This window comes from Acidobacteriota bacterium (genome assembly GCA_039030395.1).
Classification (GTDB): Bacteria; Acidobacteriota; Thermoanaerobaculia; order Multivoradales; family JBCCEF01; genus JBCCEF01.
In genome coordinates, this window is record JBCCEF010000008.1 from 133,438 (window position 1) to 158,021 (window position 24,584).

17 protein-coding genes, 1 tRNA gene and 1 pseudogene are annotated in these 24,584 nt (G+C 63.8%); 10 read left to right on the plus strand and 9 right to left on the minus strand.

The annotated features are described in order from the left end of the window. Positions 1-55 precede the first annotated feature (55 nt). From AAF481_10340 to AAF481_10360, 5 genes and pseudogenes are all read right to left on the minus strand, one after another. Positions 56-745, minus strand: a pseudogene (locus AAF481_10340) (response regulator). A gap of 39 nt (positions 746-784) precedes the next feature. After that, a complete protein-coding gene (locus tag AAF481_10345; GenBank protein ID MEM7481562.1) occupies positions 785-2,257 on the minus strand; it encodes a PAS domain S-box protein in 1,473 nt (490 codons plus the stop codon). Between the two features lies 1 nt (position 2,258). Beyond that, positions 2,259-3,125, minus strand: a complete 867-nt coding sequence (locus tag AAF481_10350; protein MEM7481563.1) for a YajG family lipoprotein — start codon at positions 3,123-3,125, stop codon at positions 2,259-2,261. Between the two features lie 109 nt (positions 3,126-3,234). Next, positions 3,235-3,414 (minus strand): hypothetical protein, encoded by a 180-nt coding sequence (locus AAF481_10355; protein MEM7481564.1) that lies wholly within the window; start codon positions 3,412-3,414, stop codon positions 3,235-3,237. Next, positions 3,405-3,836 carry a hypothetical protein gene (locus AAF481_10360; protein ID MEM7481565.1) on the minus strand — a complete coding sequence of 144 codons (432 nt, stop codon included), beginning with the start codon at positions 3,834-3,836 and terminating at the stop codon, positions 3,405-3,407. The genes AAF481_10355 and AAF481_10360 overlap by 10 nt, the downstream gene beginning before the upstream one ends. A 291-nt stretch (positions 3,837-4,127) precedes the next feature. Between AAF481_10360 and AAF481_10365 the strand changes: the two genes are divergently transcribed. Then, a complete protein-coding gene (locus tag AAF481_10365; protein ID MEM7481566.1) occupies positions 4,128-4,601 on the plus strand; it encodes a TspO/MBR family protein in 474 nt (157 codons plus the stop codon). 104 nt (positions 4,602-4,705) lie between these two features. Here the strand turns inward: AAF481_10365 and AAF481_10370 are convergent, their stop codons facing one another. After that, entirely contained in the window at positions 4,706-5,815 is a 1,110-nt protein-coding gene (locus AAF481_10370; protein ID MEM7481567.1) for a hypothetical protein, read from the minus strand. Between the two features lie 215 nt (positions 5,816-6,030). Between AAF481_10370 and AAF481_10375 the strand changes: the two genes are divergently transcribed. The 4 genes from AAF481_10375 (at position 6,031) to AAF481_10390 (ending at position 13,430) form a co-directional block, all read left to right on the plus strand. Continuing rightward, on the plus strand, positions 6,031-6,633 hold the full coding sequence (locus tag AAF481_10375) for an ECF-type sigma factor (GenBank protein ID MEM7481568.1): 603 nt from the start codon (positions 6,031-6,033) through the stop codon (positions 6,631-6,633). Positions 6,634-6,720: 87 nt separating this feature from the next. Next, positions 6,721-9,156: a serine/threonine-protein kinase gene (locus tag AAF481_10380; protein MEM7481569.1), complete on the plus strand. Its 2,436-nt coding sequence runs from the start codon at positions 6,721-6,723 to the stop codon at positions 9,154-9,156. 1,327 nt (positions 9,157-10,483) lie between these two features. After that, entirely contained in the window at positions 10,484-11,635 is a 1,152-nt protein-coding gene (locus AAF481_10385; protein MEM7481570.1) for a hypothetical protein, read from the plus strand. Between the two features lie 694 nt (positions 11,636-12,329). Continuing rightward, positions 12,330-13,430, plus strand: coding sequence for a hypothetical protein (locus AAF481_10390; GenBank protein MEM7481571.1), 1,101 nt, complete (start codon positions 12,330-12,332; stop codon positions 13,428-13,430). A 534-nt stretch (positions 13,431-13,964) separates the two neighbouring features. Here the strand turns inward: AAF481_10390 and AAF481_10395 are convergent. Then, positions 13,965-14,040: transfer RNA gene (locus AAF481_10395), tRNA-Ala, on the minus strand. Positions 14,041-14,102: 62 nt separating this feature from the next. Then, entirely contained in the window at positions 14,103-15,275 is a 1,173-nt protein-coding gene (hflX, locus tag AAF481_10400; protein MEM7481572.1) for a GTPase HflX, read from the minus strand. 68 nt (positions 15,276-15,343) lie between these two features. Between hflX and AAF481_10405 the strand changes: the two genes are divergently transcribed. After that, the gene (locus AAF481_10405) at positions 15,344-15,961 is read left to right on the plus strand and encodes a TlpA disulfide reductase family protein (protein ID MEM7481573.1); all 618 of its coding nucleotides are present in this window, start codon (positions 15,344-15,346) and stop codon (positions 15,959-15,961) included. 233 nt (positions 15,962-16,194) lie between these two features. On the opposite strand, the gene AAF481_10410 is transcribed toward AAF481_10405, so the two are convergent. Then, complete coding sequence (locus AAF481_10410; GenBank protein ID MEM7481574.1) at positions 16,195-16,710, minus strand: hypothetical protein; 516 nt, start codon at positions 16,708-16,710, stop codon at positions 16,195-16,197. A gap of 284 nt (positions 16,711-16,994) precedes the next feature. Between AAF481_10410 and AAF481_10415 the strand changes: the two genes are divergently transcribed. The 4 genes from AAF481_10415 to AAF481_10430 all read left to right on the plus strand — a co-directional run bounded on the left by AAF481_10415 (position 16,995) and on the right by AAF481_10430 (position 24,463). Next, positions 16,995-17,834, plus strand: a complete 840-nt coding sequence (locus tag AAF481_10415) for a ComF family protein (GenBank protein MEM7481575.1) — start codon at positions 16,995-16,997, stop codon at positions 17,832-17,834. A 20-nt stretch (positions 17,835-17,854) separates the two neighbouring features. Then, the gene (locus tag AAF481_10420; protein MEM7481576.1) at positions 17,855-19,837 is read left to right on the plus strand and encodes a carboxypeptidase-like regulatory domain-containing protein; all 1,983 of its coding nucleotides are present in this window, start codon (positions 17,855-17,857) and stop codon (positions 19,835-19,837) included. A gap of 400 nt (positions 19,838-20,237) precedes the next feature. Next, positions 20,238-23,084: an ATP-binding protein gene (locus AAF481_10425; GenBank protein ID MEM7481577.1), complete on the plus strand. Its 2,847-nt coding sequence runs from the start codon at positions 20,238-20,240 to the stop codon at positions 23,082-23,084. Next, positions 23,081-24,463 carry a sigma-54 dependent transcriptional regulator gene (locus AAF481_10430; GenBank protein MEM7481578.1) on the plus strand — a complete coding sequence of 461 codons (1,383 nt, stop codon included), beginning with the start codon at positions 23,081-23,083 and terminating at the stop codon, positions 24,461-24,463. Before AAF481_10425 ends, AAF481_10430 begins: the two co-directional genes overlap by 4 nt. Positions 24,464-24,584 lie beyond the last annotated feature (121 nt).

The window sequence follows — 24,584 nt, forward strand, 5'->3', positions numbered from 1 at the left end:
CGAACATCGCAAAGGGGTCCTCTTGCGCACTACCGCCTACTTGTTCTTCATCGTGCCGGCGCATCGCTTCGAGCAGCAGGAGGTTCAAAGCCGAGGTGACATCGCGCTCGGAGCGGGTGACGCCGGACAGCAGATCCAAACGCGACTCCTGCCGCCAACCGAAGATTTCGAGCGCCGCCGCGTCGCCGGTCAGTTCTCCCGTGCGGGCGGATCGCAGGGAGCCGTTCTCGAAGTAGAGTTCGCCGGTACCCTCGGGATTCGAAGCCCACAGGCGACAACTCTTGCCCTCGAGTTCCAAGAGCTGAGCAAAGCCCGCCAGGGTCACTCCCTCCACCCGCGACCGCGCGCCTTCCACCGCATCCTGCACGGCATGCGCCAGATCCTCCAGGTCGAGGGGCTTCTCCAAGTAGATCAGCGCGCCCAGGTCGCGGACCCGCCGTTCCAGCCGATCGTCGCCAAAGGCCGTGACGACGATCGAGCGACCCCGAAACCCACCTTCTTGGAGGGCGAGCAGGAGTTCCGTACCTCCCATCTTGGGCATCTGGATGTCGGTCACCACCACGCTCAACTCCCCGGAATCGAGCAGGCCGTGGGACTCGACCCGGCGCAGTGCCGCGGCGCCGTCGGCGGCCTCGAAGAAGCGATATTCCGGAAACAAACCGGACAGTTTCTCAACCGCCGTCGCGCGGAAAAGTCCCTCGTCGTCGACGACAAGAATGGCGGGGGGTCGGGCGGGATCGGTCATTTTCGTCTTCCAAGTCCTAGGCCACAACGGGCGCTTTGACTAGCGCCGCTCGGCCGGTGAGTTCCGGTCGAGAGTCAATACCGCTTCGGCACCGATTCTGCCGTTGCGCAAATCGATGGTGCCGCCCATCAGCAGCAGCAATCGGCGAGTGATGGCCAAGCCCAAACCCGTACCCCTGGAGCGGGTGGTGAAAAAGGGCTTGAAGAGATGAGCGCGCTGGTCGCGGCTCAGTCCCGGCCCGTTGTCCGCCATCGTCAAGATGAGCTGCTGGCCCTTGCGCCGAACGGAGAGGGAAATCCGAGGCTCTGGCTCTTCGACCACCGCCTCCAAGGCATTCGAGAAAAGATTCAACAGCACCTGAACGAGGGCCTGCGGATCGGCATAGGCAAAGTCCGCACCGCGCGACGCCTTGGCCTCGAATTCGACGCAGCGCCGCTCCGCATCCTGCTGCGCCAGCCGATGGAAGGAGGCGATGAACTTCTTCATATCGACCCGTTCCACACGCGGCCGCTGGAACATGTTGTAGGTACGCAGAGACCGCAGCAGATACTCGATGCGCTCGACCTCGCCGGTCATGCGCCGGAGAAAGTCGCTCAGCCGATCTCGCGGCATGGTGTCGGAAGAATCGCTGACCAGACGTAAGGCCGCCTTCAATGAATTGATCGGATTTCCCAGCTCGTGGCGGATGCCGGAGAAGACAAAGCCCAGGTTGTCGTACAGGTTGTAGGCCTCGGCAATGGACTCCAGGCGGCGGCGCTCGGTGACGTCCCGGGCGAGGGCGATGAACTCCTGGACCTCTCCCTCGACGTTCAAAACCGGCGACACGGAGGTCGAGAGAAACGCCGTTTTCGGCGACTCCTCGGCCCTCGCCGGCCGGGTGGTCGCGAATTCCTGCTGCCAGCTCTCGCCGGCGGACAAGGACCGCCGGGCATGCCGCAGCTCGGAGCGTCCCTTGGGGCTGCCAAAGAGTGTCCAGACCGGGTGACCTACCACCTCCGGTTCGTCCAGTCCGCTCCACTCGCGATAGGCCCGATTGGCATAAGACACCCGCCCCACACCGTTGAAGATCACCACCGAATCGGAGAGCTGATCCACCATCACCCGCAAGGCTCGCTGCTGCTGCAGCTCGGTGACGTCCCGCTGCAAGGCAAAGAAGTACTCCGCACCGGTCTCCGGATCGGCAATCGGCTCGACGTACCAGGACATCACGAACGGCGTGCCGTCCTTACGGTAGTTGATCGCCTCGCCGGTGAAGGACGTCCTGTCCTCCAGCGAACGACGCAGGCGGTCGAGCACCGAGCGATCCGTCAGCGGCCCCTGGAGAAAGCGCGGCGTCCTGCCGAGCACTTCGTCGCGGCAGTAGCCGGTGAGCTGCTCGAAGGCGCGGTTGACGAAGACGATCTGCGGACCCGGTTCGTCGAGTTCGACCCCGGTGATCATGAACGACTCGCGCAGGTGATCGACCGCGAGTCGCAGCAGGATGGTGGGAACCCGGGCTGTCCTCTTCGACACCTCAGCCGACGGGCATCGTCATCGCGACCCGGATCACCGACTCCGGCACCCCGGCTTCCTTCCAGGCGCCCAGGTCGTCGGCACCCAGCGCCCGGGTGAGGCGGCGAGCGCGCAGGTAGTCGACGACGGTCGCCTCGTCCATGTCGTTGTCCATTAGGCTCTTGACCTCGGAGAGAGCCTTCTCCGGCGTCATCGGCGCTGTCGCCTTGGCGGCGGTGGCGTCGCCGGACGACGAAGTACCGGCCTTGCCGATCCAGGCGTCGCGCAGGGCGGAATCGTTCAGGGCCTCGGCGAAGGCTTCCGCCAGGGCGTCGCTCAGCACCTCGTTGGCGTTGTCGGCGCTGAACTTCTTGCCGTAGCGGCTAGCGTCACCAAACACCGAACTCGACCACAGGCTCTTGCCGGAGCGGTCCCGCAGTTCCACCTCCAGGGTGACCTGCGCTTCGTAGCTCGCGCCCACCGCCTGATTGGTCTCATCGACGCCGAATTGGGTGGTCTTGGCGACCAGCACGATATCCGCGTCCGCGGGTCCGGAAGCGACGGAGTAGCCCCAGTCCCGGGCCTGCTTTTCGAAAGCCGCTTCGATGTGACCAGCGAGATCGTTGGTGGCCTTGAGATCGAAACGCCGATCGTCGTCATCGGTGCGCGAGCCGATGATCGATCCATCGCCGCCGCGATCGTCGCTGACGATCACGCCGACGGAAGCGTCGCGCATGGCCGATGCCGGCACCGAGTTGGCCTCCGCCACCGCCGTGGTCGGGGTGAAGCGCAGGGCCAGGTTCGGATTGTTCTTCTTCGCTAGGGCAACGGCCGGCAGCAGGACGACACAGCAGAAGGCGAGCAACGTGTGCTTCACGGAGGAACGCATGGGTAGACTCCTACAGAGTTGGTGATTCGTTGTCCGACCCAATGCCCCGCGGGGCTCGGGCCCTTGGCGCATTCTACGTCCAAGAGCCGTTGCCCATCGAATCCATCTGCTAGTCGGCCGGTTCCGCCGGCGCCAGGTGCCGCTCCAAGGCATTCAAGCGGCGTTCGATCGCCTTCAGACTGGGGGTGCGGGAGCGAAACCGCCAGATCAAGGAGGCGATCGAGGCGGCGACCAAGGCGAGGGCGCCGGTCGTCATCACCAGGACCATGACCGCCCAGGTCAGATCCACCACCGTCTCCGCCAACCTGGAGAAGGCGATGACGTAAAACGAGGCACAGCCGACCACCAGGCCTCAGCGAAGTTTTCGGGATTCTCGAACCGGTCGATCCACGACGAACCGGGACCGCCGGCGAGTAGGAAGATCGGCGGCGCCGGCCGCGGCGCCGTGGAGCGCAGCCGGTAGAAAGGAATGGAGACGGCGGGACCTTCCGGTCGTCGGCGATTCTCCGGCACCAGCCAAGTGCCGGATTCAACCTCCACCTCCCGTTCCTGCCGGTCGGGACCCTCGACCGTTACTGTTTCGACGGCTAGGCGAAACTCTCCGGGCACGCCCGAAGGGCGGTCCACGGTGAGTTCCTCAGCGGTTGCGGCAACCGAGGTGGCGAAGAGAAGAAGGACGAAGCAGAGCAGGGGGTAGCGGATCGGTTTCATCGCGGTGATCTTTCGTTCAAGTCTCAGTGTTCGGTTCTCGCCTTCGTGGCGAGGTTCGAAACGGAGACGCCCTGGCCGCGAGAAAAGTTCAAAAGTCCGCTAACGGGGTAAGGTTGACTTCCCCTTCCGGTACGCGAGGAACCACAGGCGCCCGGGTGGTCATGCCGAAGACGGCGCCTATGCGGTCGCCGACGGAGCCGTGCCGCTTCTTCCAACGCTGGTGCAGCAGATTCCACGGTCTTCGGCCTCGCAGTAGGTTGACGACGAGAAAAGTAGACTAAACTCGGCGCCATGCCGAAGCATCTCCTCGCCCTCGCCGGATTCCTCGTCGCCGCCTTCGCCGCCGGGGCCTTCGGCGCCCAGTTCACCCCGGGCCCTTGGTACGAGGCCTTGAACAGACCGAGCTGGAATCCACCCAACTGGATCTTCGGGCCCGTCTGGACGGTTCTCTACATCCTGATCGCGACCAGCGCCTGGCTGGTCTGGCGACAGGGGAAAAAGCAGCCGGAGGCTCCCACCGCCACCGCCCTCGCCACCTGGACGGTCCAACTCGTTTTGAACGCCCTGTGGTCGTGGATCTTCTTCGGCCTCCACCAGCTCGCCGGGGCCTTCGCCGAGGTCTGCCTGTTGTGGATCGCCATCGCGCTGACGATCGGCCTTTTCGGACGCGTCCACAAGCTCGCCGCCTGGCTGCTGGTGCCCTACCTGGCCTGGGTATCGTTCGCGGCGTTCCTCAACTTCACCATCTGGCGCCTCAACCCTTAGGGGTTCAAAGGCACGAACGAGACGGCAGCAGAAACCGCGGCCCCGAGGCGCACCTACACCCCAGGACCGCGGAGAACGACCGCCGGCGACCTAGCTTGCCCTGCCTAGCGGTGAGCTGCCGTTCGCAGCATCAACCGGTAATCCCCGACAGAGCCCTCCACCCGCAGGAAGTAGTCACCCCGCGGCAGCCTCGCCGCCAGGAAACGGGTATCGTCGCCGGACTCGGCCAGCGTGCGGCCGAAGGCATCGACGAGCGCCCAGCGGGCCACTCCCATCGCCTGCACCTCGACGGTGCGAGCCGTATCCAACGAGAAACGGTAGACATCCCGATCGACGACTTCAGCGCCTTCGAAAGCGCCCTTCACCGCACGACCGAAACGGAGGCGCCGGGCACAAAAGGAGAAGTCATCGGAGTCACCGCAGTGGATACCCAGCGAGGCGGTGAGCGCCGGGGCCGACACCGCCGGAGAGGCCGTCGGACACTTCACCGGCGGCGCGACCAGGGGCAACACCTCGTCGTCCTCCTCCTCGGTGTCATCGCCGCCATCGCCTCCGCCATCACCGCCGCCGTCGCCGCCCCCACCGTCGCCGGTCGAACCGGCGATCCGGCCGAGGGTCACCGGCAAATCGCCGTACATCGGCGTCCAGAAACCCGCCGCCGCAGGCATCGAATCGGGGCAGTTCTCCGGCGACATCAGGGGAAGCACCTCGTCGTCTTCCTCCTCGGTGTCATCGCCGCCGTCACCATCGCCATCACCACTGCCGTCACCGGTCCGGCCGGAGATCCGGCGGACGACCGCCGGGAACAGCTCGCTGGTCAGTCGCAGGTCCAGCGGCTCGCCGGCGTGCTTCACCGACACCAGACCGGCCCGCAGAAACACCGTGCCAGCACCGCCGACCCGGATCAAACCGCTGCCGAGAGAACTCTCCGCTGCGGCATCGCAGGAACCGCGGTGCGCCTCGATCCACACCGGGTGGGACACACCGTCGAGCCCCACGGCATCCACCGACACCGCCAACCAGCCGGGACCTTCCACCCGCAGAGCGAAGACCTCACCCTCGGCGTCCGGACTGCCGCTCCAGGCCAACTTCTCCCCGGCGGCCAACGCCCAGGCACCTTCGCAAGCGCCGACGGGAGCACACATCCACAGCGCAAGGACCCAACCCACAAACCACGACGAACCACAAGCCTTCCTACCGATTTGCAAGAACATGACACCTCCTCGAGGACCCCGGAGGGTCCTCGGTGAATCCAGGGGTCCCGATCAAAATCGGGCAGTTCACGTGGAGATCTCGGCGCGCCTTGCAGCGACCTCAATGGGGATCTAACGACGCCTTCCGGAAAGTGGCCGGATGTTTGACAACGACGCCTCGAAATGGCGGAAAGGGGGAAGTCCGAACACCTTGAAGGGCTGTATACTCGGCCGCCATGACCCCGGAAAATTCCGAGATCACCGGCCTCTTGCGAGCCTGGAGCGGGGGCGAGAGCGCAGCTCTCGACCGGCTGCTGCCGTTGGTGTTCGACGATCTACACCGCATGGCGCGGTTTTTCTTTCAGCGCGAGTCGGACACCCACACTCTGCAACCCACGGCCCTGGTGAGCGAGGTCTACTTCCGCCTGCGCGGTCAGAAAGAAGTCGAGTTGGAGAATCGCAAGGACTTTTTCAACTTCTCCGCCGACGTCATGCGGCACTTTCTGGTGGATTACGCCCGCAAGCGCAATGCGAGCAAACGCGGCGGAGGCACCGGCGACCTGCCTCTGGACACAGGCATCGCGAGCCTGCTCTCGTCCACGCCTTCCAGCGCCCAGATCCTCGACCTGAACGCCGCCCTGGAAGAGCTGGAAGAGGTCGACCCGCGCCAGGCACGGGTGGTCATGCTGCGGTACTTTCTCGGCTTGCAGGTGGCGGAGATCGCGGAACTGCTGGAAATCTCCGAGTCCACCGTCAAACGCGACTGGCGCACGGCAAGGTACTGGCTCAAGAAGCGCCTTGTTGAAAGCAAAAAGAAAGTTGAACCCACTGATCCGTGAGCACTCATGAATACGCTAGAGAAAGAGGAGCCACCGCCAGAAGCCCCGCCCTAAAATCACGCTATCCAAGACTCTCCAAGCTCATCCATGACCGACAACCGCTGGCCCGAGATCAAGCCGCTGCTCGATCGAGCGCTGGATCTCGACCCGGACTTTCGCGCCAGTTTCCTGGACAGCGCCTGCGGTGACGACCTCGATCTCAAAGCGGAGATCGAGGGCTACCTGGCCCTCGAGAGCGAGACCACCGACCTCGAATCCCCACTGCTCGACCTCATCGCCGGGCGGTCACCGGAGTACCGCGCCGGCCAGCGCATGGGTCCCTACCGGCTGGATGCGGAGATCGCCCGCGGCGGCATGGGCGTCGTCTACCAGGCCAGCCGTATCGAAGGGGGGTTCGAACAGAAAGTCGCCATCAAGATCCTGCGCCGGGGATTCGACACCGGCGACTTCGTGCGCCGCTTCCGCAGCGAACGCCAGATCCTCGCCGGCCTCGACCACCCGCACATCGCCCGCCTGTTCGACGGCGGCACCACCGAAGACGGCCTGCCCTACCTGGTCATGGAGCCGGTCAACGGCCGGCGCCTCGACCACTACTGCCAGGAAGAAAACCTCGACCTGCCGGCCCGCATCGAACTGCTGCGCAAGATCTGCGACGCCGTCCACGCCGCCCACCAGCGGTTGATCGTCCACTGCGACCTCAAACCCTCGAACATCCTCGTCACCGCCGACGGCACACCGAAGCTCTTGGACTTCGGCATCGCCAAAGTCCTGCGCCAGAGCCCGGACGACGAAACCCGCTCCCTGACCGTCCGCCTCGGCACCCCCGGCTACTCCAGCCCCGAGCTCGTCGCCGGCAGCAACGTCACCACCGGCAGCGACATCTACGCCCTCGGCTGCCTGCTCCACTTGCTGCTGACCGGCAAGGCCCCGGAGCCCCGAGCCCACGCCGACGACCCCTTGCCACTGCCCAGCCGAGTCCTCCAGGCAGAGGCTGCCCAGGCCGAAACCCCCGAGGCCAAAGCCGCGGCCCAAGACCGGCGTCAGCAAGTCCGAGGCGACCTCGACGCCATCACCCTCAAGGCCCTCGCCTGGGACGCCCAAGACCGCTACACCTCCGCCGACGCCCTGAGCACCGACCTCGACCGGCACCTGCGAAAGCTGCCGGTCTCGGCGCAGCCCTATTCGTGGAAGTACGTGGCGGGGCGGTTGATTCGGAGGCGGAGGAAGGAGCTTGCGGTGGGGTTGGGGGTGGTGGTGCTGGTGCTGGTGGGGCTGGGGTTGTTCCTGGGAGAGCGGGTGCGATCCGGCCTCGAAGAGAATCGAGCGGAGGGTTGGAAAGAGGCCTACGGCAGCCTGCTCGAGCTAATCGATCCGACCCGGGAGCGGTCAACCGAAGCATCCGCCCAAGATGCTCTCAGAGCGCTGATCAACGAGAGCGACTCTTTTAGGCCTTTGGATCTCGCGGACATCTTGCAGGACCTGGGAAAGATCCTACTGGGCATCGAAGAGTTCGAAGCCGCAAGAGAAGCTCTCAAGCAAGCAGAAGGCCTTTATATTTCATCGGGCTCGCAGAATGAACTGGAGCTGGGCGGTCTCTTCAACAACATGGGACGAGCATATGCCGAGAACGGCCACCCTCGGGAAGCCATTCGCCTCTACCGAAAAGCTCTCCAGACATTGAGTCCCGCAAGGCCAGAGACGGCCGAGCAGATAACCGATATCCGCCACAATCTAGCTGGGGCATGGAAGGACCTGGGCGAACTTTCAAAGGCAGAGATACAGTATCGGCGTTCTCTTCCGGTCAGGAGAACATTGATCGGACCTCGATCAATGGAAACCGCAAGGACATTGAACCAACTCGGAATCTTCCTGTGGGAGACGGGACGGATTGCTGAGGCAGAGGCAATGCTCAGGGAATCGCTGTCGATCCGAATCGAGGTCGATCCTGCGAGTCTCTTGATCGAGCGTTCGCAGTCGAACCTCGCCGCCTTGCTAAACGACTCCGGTCGGTTTGACGGTGCGATTTCTCTTTACCGAGAATTATTGACCACTCGTCTCAAATTGCACGGAGCCGGCGACTGGCGAACGGCCCGCGTACAAGCCGGATTGGCCTCAGCACTCCTTGGAAGAAGAGACTCGCGCGATCTGGACCAAGCTCGAGCCTCGATTGTTGATGCGCGCGCGACCATTCAGGCTGAGAAGCCCGGGTCAAGAGACGCCGCCGCCATCGACCGCCACTACGCAGCCATGCTCCTTGCTTCTGGCAAGTCCGCCGAGGCTGAAGTCGTACTCCGCCCCCTTTTCGAAAGCGACGACACACCCTTCCCCTCCTCTTCCTGGCGATACCATGACCTGCGAAGCCTACTCGGCGCCGCGCTGGCCGCGCAGGGCCGAACGGCAGAAGCCCGCCCCCTCCTTGAAGAGAGCGCCACTAACCTAATGGAGATGAAAGGCCCAAACTCCCGCTGGACCCGCGAGGCCCTGGAGCGGTTCGAGGCGCTGGATCAGGCCGGCGCCGGATGATCTCCTGCCGGGCCGCTCTCGGCGCCGGGCTCAAGTTCACTTGTACTCTAGGGCAACTACTGCTACGACGCCTCTCAGAATCAGCGAGACGTGGCGATCGGGAAGATCAGAGGCTCGTCTCTACCAGAAGAAGTTTCAGATTCTTCGGTTGCTCCCGCCTCAGCACTCATTCCTGGCTCAGGATCCGAAGGACTAGGACAGTCGTCGGGTTGAGACAGGGTTTCCGCGATCTCATCAACATCACCGCCGCCTACCAGAGCAAGGAGTTCATCGGAATCTTGGTGCGAGAGGACTCCATCGCTCTCGACCTTGCCAAGTAGACGCAGCGCTCTAGAAGTCAAAGTGGAGAAGCCCTTGGCCCTCCCTTTCGCCTGCGTGCTGCCCTGCGTCGAAGCTAGAGGACCCAAAAGAAGACTCTCGCGCTCATGCGCTTTTGCAATCCTCAAGCGCAATTCACGCTTGAGATTTCCTGCCGCATTTCGCTCATTCAGGGTGAGCGACCCCTCGGCTAGCAACTTTGCCGTACCGACCCGGACGCGTGCCAGATCGAGGTCGACCGAACGATTCTTCCCATCGGAATCCCTAGAAGACCGTGGACCGTGTGAATCAAGAGCGGATGAAAGGGCCGAGAGCAACCTGCCCTCGCCTATTGGATCAGGGGTCGAAAGTTGACTCCTTCTCTCTTCAAGATCCAATCTAACTGTACGCCACCGATGCTGAACCGCAGCGTACTTACCGTTTTCCGGCTTTGATCGAGACGACATTTGATTCTTTCGAGTAGTCTCTAGGGTCAATATCGTAGTTCCGCCGCAGCACCTCCATACCATCACCATCAATCCACCGATCCATCATCCACGCCGCAACTTCCGCAATAGAGCCGCCGCGCGCCTGATGTAGACGCTCGAACACCCAAGCATTCCGACCTCGGAGCGTAGGCTGCGGACTCACCGATGGTTCGTCGTTTTTCTTAGGTGGCATCTCTAGCAAGCCCCAAAATTAGCCGGCAAGAAGAAGCCACTCCTCAGCCCTGCCCAGAATCTGGCATTACTCATGCGACCCCGCTGCATCCTGCTATTTCCTCCTTTTTCCGGCAATTTCCTGGATCAGCAGGATAGGTGCAGCCAGACGCCAATGTCAAATCAATCAATGGGTCAGCAATCCATGGCGGTCAGAGGAATGGATCAAAAACACTTTGCCTACTTACCACTTACGCCCCATTTTCGTCTTCAAAATTGATGACGCTTTGTTGACTCCTAAATCGATAATGTCTAGCATCAGCGGGTCTAATGCTCACTGAATCACTCTCGGGAATCAATTGGGGGGTCCAATGCCTGCATCGGGTGCGGCCAATTACTCAGACGAAGAAGAGAGTTCTCTGCTCGAGTTAGCATCTTCACTTGGTGGCGACTTCTCTCTGGCTCAGGCGGTTCGCGTTGCTGCTCCAGTCGCCTTGCTGGCTGCTTTCGGCACGACCCTCTACCCTATTCTCGCCAACTTTGCTGTCGTGAAATCCACCCCATACATCATAGGCATAATAGTTTCCTATGGCCTACTTACGATTCTGGCTACGGTTTATCGAGTTGGAAAGAAGCTAGAGAATCAGGCTGCCATCGCTCGGAGACTTGTCCGCCTAACGAGCGACTACTCCGACCTGTCCGAACTACTCGAGCAGACATTTCAACAACTCGATCAACTCATGCAGGAATTGGACGAGTTGACGTCCGATGAATTGACAGAGTCACGGGCAGACGTCCCCCGGAAGGTGCGAACAGCGGCTATGGACCTCATGGTCCAGACCCTGCGAGAGCCAATGGAGAAGGCCATACTAGATCCGGGAATCACCGAGCACTACTCTCCGATGGAGCTGCGCAGATACCTCTACGGCCTTTTACAGTTTTGCGCAATGCTCCTTGACAGGGAGGCTCGTCCTGGGCAGATACGTTGTGAACTTCTCTTAAAGCTGCCCCCAGAAAATGATTTCTTCCTGCCGGTCATAACCTACATCCCTCGTCGCCAGGGTTATGTTGCGGCCAAGCCGGTACCCCCGGGAGAACGGCCGGACTGGCTAATAGAGAGGTTTCGCGCCGCAAGAGACGACCTTGCAATGCACGACAACTGTTTTGATTGCATCGAGGACACGGACAAGTGGCTTTCCGAGCAGGGAGCGATCCCCGACGCGCGTTATCGCCCAGACCGTGAGCAAAGAGTGTATGTAAAGTCAATCCTCAGCGTCGTGATCTACGTCCGCGAGATCCAGAGCCCTTCAAACTTCCGGCCTATTGGCATTCTGTCCTTCAAGTCGCCTACGGCAAATGCACTAACTCCTGATCGCTATCTGGCAGCCCTGCCGATGCTTCGGCTGGCCTACCGAATACTTGGCATAAGACTGACATCAGTGGTAAATAATGAGGATCTCATTCGCAAACTCTACGGAGGCGACCCTTCACCTACCAGCAATCCTCCTCTCGACAAGAGATAACCTTGACACAAGGAATCTCAATAAGAACAATGGGCTGGAAGCAATCGGAACTGACTCTCGAAAGCGACTGACGAAAGCGAGATGATCATCTCAAAATCTAAGAACTCTCAGAACGACGAGGCCCAACCTGCCCTGATTGGAGCGAGCCTCGACCCTGACATCGCCGCCGAATTCCTCGAGATGGAAAAAGCGATTCAAAGAGCAAGGGAGGAAGCTGTCCACCGGGCGGAGTCCAGATCGACCCAAGACGGAAGTCCTCACGCAATCGCCGACGCCTCCAGACTCAGGTCTTTCTTGTCCGCCGTACTGGGCCCATGCAGCGAGAACAGGCAAGCCACCGACGCATTGGGCATAGACCCCGGAGAGATTCGACGCTTGCTACAGGTCGGCTCCAAGCTTCGCAGGGCACGAGACAAAGTTCTAGCAACCTGATCGACGAGAATTGCCGGCTGGATTTGGGCCCAAACAGAATTCACTGGCGCCGATCGTGCCGCCGGTCATGCAAGCTGATTGGGAATGGGCGAACAGGTGGTGCGACCAACTAGCAGGGCGTTGCCCGTTGAAGAACCGTCTGCCGCCAGAAGCAGCTCGTGGTTGTTGTCGAGTGCGAAGCTGACGATCTCGTGCAGTTGCTCGTGTGGCATGTGGTACCCGCGGACGACCGCAAGAAACAGGCCCAAATCCGGCAGATCTTATGCAGGTAATGTTCCGCGTAAAGGACCGGCTGCTTCTGACCAGTGCTCCAGCATCGGTACACAACGCTCAGGCCGGACTCGAAGACTGGCAGGACCGACAAGCTTTGAAGGCGGTGCTGGCGACGGTCTTCGCTGGGATCGGGATATGGGTGTGGATTGACGTCGCCGGAATTCGTGATCCTGAAGTAGTCTTCTCTCAGAGAACGGCAGTGATTGCCACCATTGTCATGGTGGTTCTCTTCGCGCTCTGGACTCTTCGCGAACTCATCACATCAAAAACGCAGCAAGAGAATCTCTGGCGCCTCTACTCACATCCCGGCATCCGTGCGTCCCGCTCTCTCGACATAGCGATTCTTGTCCTGAGTGTCGCGACATTCACCTACCTCGCACTTCCGATTCTATTCTCCGAATTCGGCTCGGTGGCAGACCGGGCGCCGAAGCGATCCACATCGTACCTCCATGAGAGGCAGATTGAGGCGGTCAAGAAGAAGGTACTGAGCCAGATCAACGAACAGGAAGCTGACAGGGCACTGCGACGAATTAGGATGAGAGGTATAGAGCGTTTCCTCTCAACTGAGATCGAGAAGCCGCTCGATGCCGCGCTCGATGAGATCACGGACGCCACTTCAGCAGAACGCTTGCGGGCAACGCAGCGCGCCATCGGGAGGTGGCTAGCAATGGTAACTGCTGCGGCATCGATTTTCCTTGGCGCGGTACCGTGGATGCTTCAAGGGTACACCGACCGTGGATGGCGAGGCGTCCTCGTGAAATCAGTTGACACGCTTAGATTGGCAAGAGTACCGCTACTCGCGCTTGTTGCCGCATTTGGCCTGGATAGACTCGGTGCGACTGCGACTCAGCCGGCTTTGTGGCTATTTGTCTTCGGCGGCCTTGCGCTGGCGGATGGATCCATTGCTGCCGTCGTGAGTCGTAGCCCAGAGAAGGTCTTCGTAACCAGCAGGGGCAGCGTTTTTCATTCTCGGCTCTCTTGCACAAGACTTGCACGCTCCGACCCAGCAAGCATCCTTGCGATTCCGAAAGCGAGTGCCAGGCAGATACATCGGAAGCCCTGCCAGGCGTGCAGGAATGAGGGGACTTGAGGGTGTACGCATCCGCATCTGCACATCACTATCTTTGATACCCATGGAGACTCACTCATTGTTCAGTCTCGTCTCCTCTCACGCACAACGACTGCGACCCGGTCGAGGAGCAGGCCAGCTGCGCCCAACTGCTGGTCGCTCCACTCTAGTGCCTTGCTGTGCGTGACCACCACCAGTACGCGAGCATGATTCCTGACGGTCGCGAAACTGGATACTTCGGCGAGATTCTGCGACGGGAATCCTGTGAGCACCGCTGGCGTGGCTACTCAGCGGCGACTCGCGCACTCGTTTCAACACGTGAGCTTGGTGTAAGTTGTTGAGTTGACTGGTGGAGCCGCTCCACTCGACGATGGCTCACAGCCGGAGCGCCGCCACCGAGCCCGACCGGCTCCATCAAGTTCTGAGCTGAAAGCGAAAGGATTTGGTGGAGCCGAGCAGAAAGGGATCGCTCCGTTGTGATCCGGCTGGTCAGCCGGATCACTGCCACCGAGCCCGATCGGGTTCGCCAAAACCTGAGCTGAAAGCGAAAGGATTTGGTGGAGCCGATCGGGATCGAACCGACGACCTCCTGAATGCCATTCAGGCGCTCTCCCAACTGAGCTACGGCCCCACGCGAAGGTCGGTAGTGTATTCGCCGCTCCAGCGCCTGTCAACGCGGCCCGAAGACTGCGCTCAAAGGTCTTCGGCCAGGGCCGCTTCGGCGGCGTCGATGCGTTGCTGGACGGCTTCCGGCCAGGGGGGATCGACGGGCTGGCCGAGGGCTTCGGCGCGGTGCAGGATGGCGTCGCGCAGGTCGTCGAGACCGTCGCCGGAGAGGGCCGAGATCCAGATGCCGTCGGCCGACGGACCGCCCTCCTGGTGGAGGCGGTCGGCCTTGTTGTAGACCCGCAGGATGCGCTCGGCTTCGACCCCCAAATCGGCAAGGACCTCTTCCGCCACTGCGGCCTGGTCTTCCCAGGCCGGATGGCTGCGGTCAATGACGTGGAGCACCAGGTCCGCCGCCGTCGCCTCTTCCAGGGTGCTGCGGAAGGAGGAGACGAGGTGGTGGGGCAGCTTGCGGATGAAGCCCACCGTGTCGGCGAAGACGGCGATGCGGCCGGGTCCCAGGGCGCCTTTGCGCAGCCGGGCGTCGAGGGTGGCGAAGAGCTGGTTCTTGGCCTTCTCGTCGGCCTTGGTGAGCTGGTTGAAGAGAGTGGTCTTGCCGGCGTTGGTGTAGCCCGCCAGCGCAACGGACAGCACGTCTCGCCGGCTGTGGCGCTGCACGGCGCGGGTTTTCTCAATCTTCTGTAGGTCGCGTTCGAGGCGGCCGATGCGCTGCCGCAGGATCCGCCGGTCGGCCTCGATCTGCTTCTCACCTTCACCGCCGCGTACGCCGATGCCGCCGCCCTGGCGGGAGAGGTGCTTCCACATGCGGGTGAGACGCGGCAGGGTGTAGCGAAGCTGCGCCAGCTCGACTTGGGTGCGCGCCTCACGGGTGCGCGCCCGCTGGTTAAAAATTTCCAGGATCAGCGAGCTGCGGTCCATCACCTGCAGTTCGGCGATCTTCTCAAGGTTCTTCACCTGGCTGGCGGTGAGGTCGTCGTCGAAGATCAACACGTCGGCGCCGAGTTCTTTGGCGGCCGCCGCCGCCGCTTCCGCCTTGCCAGACCCGATGAAGGTGGCCGGGTGCGGCGTGGGACGCCGCTGGATGTCGTGGCCAACCACTTCAACGCCGGCGCTCGTGGTCAGTTCCGCCAGCTCCGCCAGATGCTCCTCCACCTCGATGGCCGAGTCGCCTTTGAGGTGCAGGCCGAGGAGAAAGGCCTTGCGGGGTGGGTCCGATAGGGATTCATCGCGGTTGTACAATGTGTTCTCCGTCCGTCGCTCGTTTCGTCCACAGTGGGCCAACCGACTCGCGGCGACCGGAATTCCTGATGACCCTCGATACTGAACCCTCGCCCCCCGAGACCGAACCGCCGGTGGACACCGCCTTCGACTTGACGCCGGCGGAATCCTCCGAGGGATCCCCTCGCCAAGCCAAGCCGATGGGCCAACAGGCGAAGTGGGCGATGGCGGCCCTGGCGATTCTCGCCGCGGTGGCCTTGTTCTGGCCGAAAGGCGACAGCAGTTTCGACGAGCCCGGCGGCTTCCTGCTCGACGGCGACGGCCGGCCGCAAACCCTGGCGCCACGCCTGGCGCCGGTGACCCTGGTGCATTTCTGGGCCACCTGGTGCCCGCCCTGCATCACCGAACTCCCGGCCCTCGACCGCCTGTTCGCGGACCTCTCCGACCGGCCGGACTTCGACCTGGTGATGATCGCCGTCAACGATACGCTGGAGAAGGTGGAACCTTTCGTCGGCAAGCGGGCGATGATGATGCTCTACGACCCCAACTGGGACGTCGCCCACCGCTACGGCACCCGCAAGCTGCCGGAAACCTACCTGGTGGTGGACGGCCGGGTGATCCACAAGTGGGAAGGGGCGATCGATTGGGATCGGCCCAAGGAACGCCGGGTCATCGAGGAGGCGCTGGACGCGCGGAGCAGTTCTTGACCTACAACACGTAGATCCTTTCGATCGCCTGAGAGCCACAGGTGGCGAACTTGAACGGGCCGCCAACGCCGCGAACCCGCAAGAGCGAGCCGGGACTTCAGGCTCGGCTCGGGGAGTGGCTCGAGAAATCGTATTTTTTCGTGCCGAGGGGAGCTGGAACAGCCCCCCAAAAACCAAAAAATCGAGCGGCGGTTATCGGGCGCGACGGAGGAGCGCAGCGACTCGCTCGCGACCTAAAACCGGTACGAGATTCCGGCGTGGCCTATGGCGAAGAGCTGCGTCTCGTCAAAATCCACGAAGTGCCCTGAAAGCTCTAGCGCAAAGCCGAAGCGCTGGGTGATCGGAAACTCCCCGGTAAAGCCCAGGACGGCGCCGAAGGCGGTTTCGTCCAGGCCGCGGCCGGCGAAGCTGGAACCTTCGAGCTGGTAGCCGCCGATGCCCAGGTAGATCCCCGAGTCGTACACACCTTCGTCGTAGCGGTACTCGCCGGCCAGGGTGAGGTAGGAAAGGTCCGCGTCGAAGAAGGACTCGAGCGGATCGTCGAAGTGGAGCTGGCCCACCCGCACGCCGACGTGGGTGCGCGGCTCGGTGACCATCGAAAAGCCGAGCTGGAAACCGGTGTTCTCGACGCCATCGCCACGGTCCGCATCGAGGGAGCCGCCGAGGGCTCCCAGGGCGGTGACGGTGAACAGGTTGCGGTCCTGGGCGCCGGCGGCGCTCGGTATCGCCAAGAGCCCCACGAGGAGCAAGGTCGTTCCTAGGATTCGAATGTGGCGGCTCAAGGGTTCCCCTTCAACGAGAAGTTCTGATGGCGAAAGTCACGGCGACGGCATCTCCTACCCGGAGGCTGACGTTTCGAGTGCGCCGGGAGTATAGCGCCGTCCTTTGCGTCTCCATGGATCGAGGGGGCCGTGGCAGCGGCCTCCCCGGGTCACGAAAACCTTGGCGAGTGAACCGCGAGGCGGAGAGCGCGACTGGCAGTAGGAGTTCACCGCCTCGCGGTTCCTCGACCAGATCCTACGGAGCCACCGCCATGACCGTCACAGATCCACCCATCGGACCGCGCGCCCTGTGGAACGACTGGGTGCACTTCGTTCTACCGTGCCCGTGCCTGGGTTGCGGCCGGCCGCTGGCCGCGCCGGCCCCGCGGCTGATGCTCTGTCGCCCCTGCCGGGGGCGCCTGAGTCCCCGGCGCGGACCGAGCTGCCGGCGCTGCGCCCGGCCGCTGGCGGATCCGGAACTCGCAACCTGCACCGCCTGCATCGTCCGGACGCCGGAGCTGGATCGCCTGTGGATCCCCTGGCGCTACCTGCCGCCCCTGGACAGCGTGGTGCAGGCTCTCAAGTTCCGCCGCCTGGAGCACCTGGGAGGGGACCTCGCCCTCGGCGCGCTGGAGGAAATCGGGCCGCGGCGCCTGGCGGAAAGGCTGAAGGGAAGAACAGGCCCGCCGATCGAGTGGGTGGTCCCGATTCCGCTCCATTGGCGACGGCGCCTCCAGCGCGGCTACAACCAGGCGGAGGCCATCGCCCGGCCCCTCGCCGAACGCCTGGAACTGCCGCTGATCCGCGCCCTACGCCGTCCCCGGGCCACGCCGCCGCAAACCGGCCTCGGCCGCCGGGAGCGCCTACGCAATCCCCGCCGATCTTTTCGGCTGTCGGCGACGTATCAACAAAAACTGTCCGGCGAGGGCGTGCTTCTGGTGGACGATGTGTTGACCACCGGCGCCACCCTGCGGGCAGCGGCGCAATGCCTTCGGCAGGGCGGCGTTCGGCGGGTCGAAGGGTTTGTCATCGCCCGCAGTCCGGAGGAGCAGGCCACAGCCGGGAGCGAATTGACTGGAGGCCCACCGGGACCTATACTTCAAAGCCTGTAGGCATGTCGAGAACCAGCTTCATGAGACGACCAGCGCACATCCCAGCCCTCGCCGCGGCCCTCCTTGGGGCCCTCGCCGGTTTGCCGGCGGTGTCGGTGCTGGCGGCGCCTCCGGCCGCGGACGGCGCGCCGGCGTCTCGGGTGACCCGCCCCGCGGCCAGCGTGCCGGGGATTGGCGGGCGGGTGCTCGGAACCAAGGCACCGCTGGCGGCCGCCACGGTCTACGCCTACCAGCTCACCGATTCAAGCTTCCACAAGGTCTCGACGGACGCGGACGGGCGGTTCTTGTTCGAGTCCGTGCCGGCGGGCCTCTACAAGATCATCGCCCACAAGCCCGGCTTCTTGCCGGGAGTGCTCAAGGTCAAGCGCATCACCGCCGAGATGGACCAGTTCCTGGAATTGCGTCTGGCGGAGATGAAGTCGGACTTCAGCGAACCGGCCTCGGGCTTCTGGGCCGCTCGGGCGGGGGTGCCGTCGGACATCCTGCGCGAGATCGAGATCGCCACGATCGCCGCCGAGACGCGACGCGCCGCCAGGGAGGGGGCCGCTGCCTTCCAGGTAGCCTCCGCCCTGCCGCCGCGCTTTGAAACGCGCATGGCCGTGCGCTCCGGAGTGGACGAGATCGCCGCCGGCGGCGACAGCCAGGTGATGGGCGGCCAGGTGGACATCGCCGGCCGCGTCGGCGAGATGCGCCTCGGCCTGGCCGGCGACTTCATGCAGCTCGAACCGACGGCGGTGTCGGCGAGCGAGGCGGGGTCGTCGACGGTCGGCGAGATGAGCGCCCTGTCGCTGGTGATGTCGAGCGGCGAAGGCATGCGCGTGGCGGTGACGTCGCGCAACAACCGGATGGAAGGAGACGGCCTGCCGGTCGACCTGGAGCACTACCGGGTGAGCGTGTCGAGCGACATCGGCGACAAGGGCCGGTCGAACGTCACCGCCGGCTACACCAGCGAGAGCAACTTCCATCGCCAGGGCTGGACCGACCCGATCTCCGTGCCGGACGCATCGCGCTCCTGGCACCTCGCCGGCTTCTACGAAACGGACCTGACGGAGCGGTCGACCCTGCACACCGGCGTGCGCTACCGCGAGCTGGAAGCGAACTCCCTCAGCGTGGACGGACGCCTCGGCACCGCGCCGGCCTTCGCCCACGAGCGCTTCGACGTGTTCGGCCTCGGCTCGCAGCGCTTCATGCCGACGCTGCTGGTCAAGTACGGCATCTACGCATCGATGGTCAACGGCGCCATGTCGCTGATTCCGCAGGGCGGCGTGGTGGTGCAGCTCGCGCCGGCCTGGCAGGCTTCGGCCTTGATCAGCCAGAAGGTTGACGACGGCGGCACCCAGCCGGAGGTTCTGGGCTTCGTACCCACTTATTTCGGCGAGACCGGCGGCTGCGACCAGAACCTCCAGTCTTGCTACCAGTTGACCGTCAGCCACTTGAAGAACGACGACGAGACGCTCTCCCTCGGCGCGGTGCACCGCGAGTACGACGAGATCGAGAAGCTCTACTTCGACGAAGACTTCTTCAACCGCTTCGAGAGCCTCTACCTGGTACCCGGCGACGAGCTGCCGGAAGTGCAGTTCGCGATCAGCCGGCGGCTCTCCCCCAACATCCTCACGCGCCTCGAATCGAGCGTTGCGCAGGGTGGCGGCGGGGTGTTCCAGGCGGGCAACGAGACGTCCTGGGAGAACGATGTCGAGTACGTGGTGACCTCTCTCGACACGCAGTTCCAGGCCACCGCCACCGGCGTGTACCTGGCCTTCCACCAGCTCCGTCAGAACCTGGAAGCCATCTCGGCGTCGCAGCTCTCGAATGCCGAGGCTTACGAGGTCGAGCGCCTACAGGTCCGGCTGACCCAGGACCTCAACTTCCTCCGCGCTCTGGCGGCGGATTGGGCGCTCAACCTGAATATGGAGTTGAGCCGCGGGACCTCCCCCTACGTCACCGCGCAGCAGGAAGACGACGTCCGCAAGCGCCTCCTCGGCGGTATCGCGGTCTCGTTCTAGCAGGTTGCTGAAAAGGCCTTCGGCCATGTTCTTTCAGCTGCCCTGCTAGATTTCTTTCCTAGGGGGGCTGTCCGCCCCCCTCGCCCGAAATGCACAGCAATTTCGGGCTCACCCCCATCTCGGCGGCTGACGCCGCCGCCTCGCCCTTCGGGCTCGGAGCCAGTCAAGCCCCCCCCCCAACAACTATGGGGGATTTTCGGCCACCACATTGGATTGAATCCAATCTCTTGGATATGATCCATGAGAATGGATAGATGGCCCAAAAATCCTTGTCTCATGCCGGTTTCGGGCCGTTTTCAAAATTTTGATCGGTGGCACGAAAAGTGCTCTGTAATTTCACGAAGGCTGTAGGCCCTAAAGGTGGAGCTGACCGCCGCGCCGAAAGCCACGAAACGGAGCCATGACCACGACACGCACCCGCCGCACCTTGATCCTCACCATCGCCCTCTCGCTGGCGGCGGTGGTGGCGGTGCTCGGTACGTTGAGCGTGCAGCTCAAGGTCGCCTCCTTCCAGCCGACGGGCGTGGAGGCGGTGGATCGCGGCGGGATTCTCGGCGTCGTCCAGGCGGCGCCCGGCACCGGCCTGGAGCAAGGCGACCTGATCGTCGGGGTGGGCGCGGAGGAAACCACCCCCGGCCAGCTCGACGAGTTGCGCAATCTCCTGCGCTCGGCGGCTTCGACGCCGGTGCAGGTGCAGCGCGGCGAAGAGATCGTCCAGGTTCGCTACCAGCGGCCGGCTCTCCGCATCGACTTCCCGTACATGGTGCTGGCGCTCATCGGCATCGCCTATCTGCTGATCGGCCTCTACACGCTGCTGCGGGATACGCGCCGGCGCACCGGCTTGTTCTTCCTCTGGTGCCTGGTTTCGGCGGCCTTCTTCTGGATTACCCCGGGCGTGTTGTCGGCCACCCCTGGCGGCACCGAGCAGGCGCTGTTCCTGGCGGACCAGATCGCCCGTCTGCTGCTGCCGGCGCTGACTCTGCACCTGTTCCTGGTGTTCCCGACCACTCTGGGCTCGAACCGGAGCGGTGAGGCTTCGGGCGTTGCCCGACTGAGCCGCTGGCTCCCATTCCTGTACCTGCCGGCAGCGGTGCAGATGCTGCTCTACGGCGATCTGTTCTTCGCCGGCGGCCGGCTGTTCTTCGGCGGCGACTTGAGCGGCGCCTTCGCTCGCCTCGACCGCCTGGAGACGCTCTCCTGGGTGCTCTTCTCGCTCGCCGCCGCCGCGGCGCTGCTGTGGCGGCTCCGGCGGGAGACCGGCTGGGAGAAATCCCGCCAGGTGCGCTGGATCGCGCTGGGCATCGTCGGCGGCTACGTGCCCTTCGCGCTGCTCTATGGCGCCCCCCGCTGGCTCGGCTTCGGCGGCGGCGAATCGCAGCTCCTGAACACCGCGGCGGTGGCGCCCCTGGCGCTGGTGCCGATCACCTTCGCCTGGGCGATCCTGCGCTACAAGCTGTGGGATATCGATGTCATCGTGAGGAACGCCATCTCGGCGACCCTCACGCTGATGTTCGGCGCCCTCGGGTTCGCCCTCGCCAATCTGGCGATCAGCCGGGGCCTGCCGGAGGGCATGGCAACGGCGCGCAATCTCGCCTCCTTCGCCACCGGCCTGACCATCGCCGGCCTGATGCTGCCGGCCCGCCGCGGCATCGCCCTCGGCTTGGAGCGCCTGCAGTACCGGCAGAGCTGGGGCAAGCGCAAGGCCCTGACGGAGCACGCCCACGAATTGCTCCACGAGCGCGACCTGGGGCAGCTCTGCGCCAACCTCCTCGCCCGGCTGGAAGACGCCATCGAGCTGGAACGGGTGAACCTGTACCTCGACCGCGGCGAGAGCTTGGCGCTGCTCAGGGCCGAGGCCGGCGCACCGCCGGAGCTGCCCGCCAACGCCCTCGGCGAGGAGCTGTGGAGCCGCGAGGTCGAGTCCCTTTCCGGCGTCGCCCTGCCGGGCGGCGACCAGCCGGTGGCGCAGCGCCTGTACCAGGCGGGCTACCGCTACGTCTTTCCGCTGACCGTCTCCGGCCAGCGGGTGGGCTTGGCGGTGGCCGGCTATCGCACCGATCAGCGACCCTTGAACAGCGACGACCTCGACCTCATTCGCCAGCTCCTCGACCAAACCGCCCTGGCGATCGAGAACGCTCACCTGATCGAGCGGGTGCAGGAGCAACTCGCCGAGGTCAGCGCGCTCCAGAGCTACACCGAGGGCATCGTCGAATCGTCGCCGGCGGGCATCGTGGTGCTCGACGGCGAGCGCATCGTGTCCGCCAACGGCGCCTTCGCGGCGATGGTCGGCCGGGATCGCGACCTGCTGCGGGATGTGCCCATCGCCGAGGTCGTGCCGGTGCGGCCGCTGCCGACGCCGGCGGATGGCCAGATCGAAGTCTCCTACTGCGAAGCGGACGGCACCGAGCGCCACCTGCGCCTGTCGACGGCGGAATTCCGGACCGGCGAGGCGGCCCCGGTGGACGAGGAGGCGCTCACCGGTGAGGCGGAACCGCTCGTGATCCTGATGGTGCACGACGTCAGCGAGCGGGTGGCCCTGGAGGCGGCGCTCCGCGACAAAGACCGCCTGGCCGCCCTGGGCGCCCTCGCCGCCGGTGTGGCCCACGAGGTCAACACCCCGATCACCGGCATTTCGAGCTACGCCCAGATGCTCTTGGCGGACCTCGACGATTCGGATCCCAACTATGCGATCCTCAAAAAAGTCGAGAAGCAAACCTTCCGGGCGTCACAGATCGTCAACAGCCTGCTGGAGTTTGCCCGCAACCGCGAGCAGGAGCTGGTGCCGGTGGATCTCGCCGCCCTGGTGGACGACTCCCTGGATCTGCTGCGGCCGCGGCTGGTGAAGCACAGCGTGCGGACGGGCTGGCAGCGGCCGGAGGGCGAGATTCTGGTTCCCGGCAACGAGGGCGAGTTGCAGCAGGTGTTGACCAATCTGGTGATCAACGCCAGCGACGCCTTCAACGGCCAGGGCGGGAACCTATCCCTGACCCTGGAGCCGCGAGGTGAGCGCGTATTGCTGACCGTCGAGGACGACGGACCGGGCATTCCGCCGGCCCAGCTCGCACGTATTTTCGAGCCCTTCTTCACCACCAAGGTCGGCCGCGGAGGCACCGGCCTGGGGCTTGCGATCAGCTATGAAATCATCCAGCGCCACGGTGGAGATTTGAAAGCCGCCAGCGTTGCCGGCCAGGGCAGCCGCTTTACCATCGAGCTGCCCGTTCTGAGAGACCTACCCGAGACTGCATGAATATTCTGGTTGTCGACGACGAGGAGGTCCTCCAGGACGTTCTCTCGGCGTTGATCCGAAAAGAGGGCCACACCACCTTCACCGCCCGGAGCGGCGAGGAAGGCTTGGCGGTGCTGCGCCGGGAGGAAATCGACCTGGTGATCCTCGACCTCATGCTGCCGGGCATGTCCGGCCACGAGGTGCTGCACCAGATCCGCGAGAGCGATCCGGACCAGGTGGTGGTGGTGATCACCGCTTTCTCATCGATCGAAGGCGCCATCGAAGCGATGAAAAACGGCGCCTTCCACTACATCCCCAAGCCCTTCAAGAACGACGAAGTGCTGCTCACCCTGCGCAAGGGCCTGGAGCAACGCCGCCTGGCCGCCGAGAATCGCGACCTGAAGGATCAGCTCAAGCAGCGCTACGGCTTCGACAAGATCATCGGCAAGTCCAAGCCGATGCAGCAGGTATTCGAGATGATCCGCCTGGCGGCGCCGTCCAAATCGAACATCCTGATTCTGGGCGAGAGCGGCACCGGCAAGGAGCTGGTAGCCAAGGCAATCCATCATCACTCCCGGCGCTCCGGCGGCCCCTTCGTGACGGTGAATTCCGGCTCGATGCCTTCGGACCTGCTGGAGAGCAACCTCTTCGGCCACGTCAAAGGCGCCTTCACCGGCGCCATCTCGAACAAGAAGGGCCTCTTTGAAACCGCCGCCGACGGCTCGATCTTCTTCGACGAGATCGGCAACATCCCCCTCGAAACGCAGGCCAAGCTGCTGAGGGTGATCCAGGAGAAAGAATTCATGCGCCTCGGCGGTGTGGACACCATCACCGCCGACGTGCGGATCATCGCGGCGACCAACGCCGACCTCGAAGAGCAGGTGCAACAGGGCGCCTTCCGGGAGGATCTGTACTACCGCCTGCATGTGATCACGTTGAACCTACCGCCACTGCGCAAGCGCTCCGAGGACATTCCGCTCCTCGCCCGGCACTTCCTCGAGGAGTACGCCCGGGAGAACGAGAAGATACTGGAGGACATCTCGCCGGCAGCGATGGAATTGCTGATGGACCACCACTGGCAAGGCAACGTGCGGGAACTCGAAAACGTCATCGAGCGCGCCGTGGTGCTCTCCACCGGTAAGGTGCTCGACGTCGACTTACTGCCGATGTCGGTACGCCAGCCGAGCGCTCTAGCCACCCCCGCCGCCGCCCTGCCGGCGCAGGGCGTGTCCCTCAAGGAAGCAGTAGGCGAGTACGAACGGCAGCTCATCATCAAGGCCCTGCAGATCACCGGCGGCGTTCAGAAGCGGGCGGCGGAAATGCTGCAGGTCAAGCCCACCACCCTGCACGAGATGATGAAGCGTCTGAGCATCTCCGCCGACAGTGTCGCGGCCGGCTAGAAGTGCCGCTGAACAAAGCACTTCGTTCATGATTCCAGCGGCACTTCTAACTGTTTCTTTCCAGGGGACAGAGCGCCCCCTCGCCCGAACAGATCGTTCGGGCTCACCCCATCCACGGCGG

What these genes read in the sequence shown, in the direction of transcription:
- AAF481_10350 (MEM7481563.1), bottom strand. Translation starts at nt 3,125, where the DNA reads ATGCGTTCCTCCGTGAAGCACACGTTGCTCGCCTTCTGCTGTGTCGTC.
- AAF481_10360 (MEM7481565.1), bottom strand. Translation starts at nt 3,836, where the DNA reads ATGAAACCGATCCGCTACCCCCTGCTCTGCTTCGTCCTTCTTCTCTTC.
- AAF481_10365 (MEM7481566.1), top strand. Translation starts at nt 4,128, where the DNA reads ATGCCGAAGCATCTCCTCGCCCTCGCCGGATTCCTCGTCGCCGCCTTC.
- AAF481_10370 (MEM7481567.1), bottom strand. Translation starts at nt 5,815, where the DNA reads ATGTTCTTGCAAATCGGTAGGAAGGCTTGTGGTTCGTCGTGGTTTGTG.
- AAF481_10375 (MEM7481568.1), top strand. Translation starts at nt 6,031, where the DNA reads ATGACCCCGGAAAATTCCGAGATCACCGGCCTCTTGCGAGCCTGGAGC.
- AAF481_10380 (MEM7481569.1), top strand. Translation starts at nt 6,721, where the DNA reads ATGACCGACAACCGCTGGCCCGAGATCAAGCCGCTGCTCGATCGAGCG.
- AAF481_10385 (MEM7481570.1), top strand. Translation starts at nt 10,484, where the DNA reads ATGCCTGCATCGGGTGCGGCCAATTACTCAGACGAAGAAGAGAGTTCT.
- AAF481_10390 (MEM7481571.1), top strand. Translation starts at nt 12,330, where the DNA reads ATGCAGGTAATGTTCCGCGTAAAGGACCGGCTGCTTCTGACCAGTGCT.
- AAF481_10405 (MEM7481573.1), top strand. Translation starts at nt 15,344, where the DNA reads ATGACCCTCGATACTGAACCCTCGCCCCCCGAGACCGAACCGCCGGTG.
- AAF481_10415 (MEM7481575.1), top strand. Translation starts at nt 16,995, where the DNA reads ATGACCGTCACAGATCCACCCATCGGACCGCGCGCCCTGTGGAACGAC.
- AAF481_10420 (MEM7481576.1), top strand. Translation starts at nt 17,855, where the DNA reads ATGAGACGACCAGCGCACATCCCAGCCCTCGCCGCGGCCCTCCTTGGG.
- AAF481_10425 (MEM7481577.1), top strand. Translation starts at nt 20,238, where the DNA reads ATGACCACGACACGCACCCGCCGCACCTTGATCCTCACCATCGCCCTC.
- AAF481_10430 (MEM7481578.1), top strand. Translation starts at nt 23,081, where the DNA reads ATGAATATTCTGGTTGTCGACGACGAGGAGGTCCTCCAGGACGTTCTC.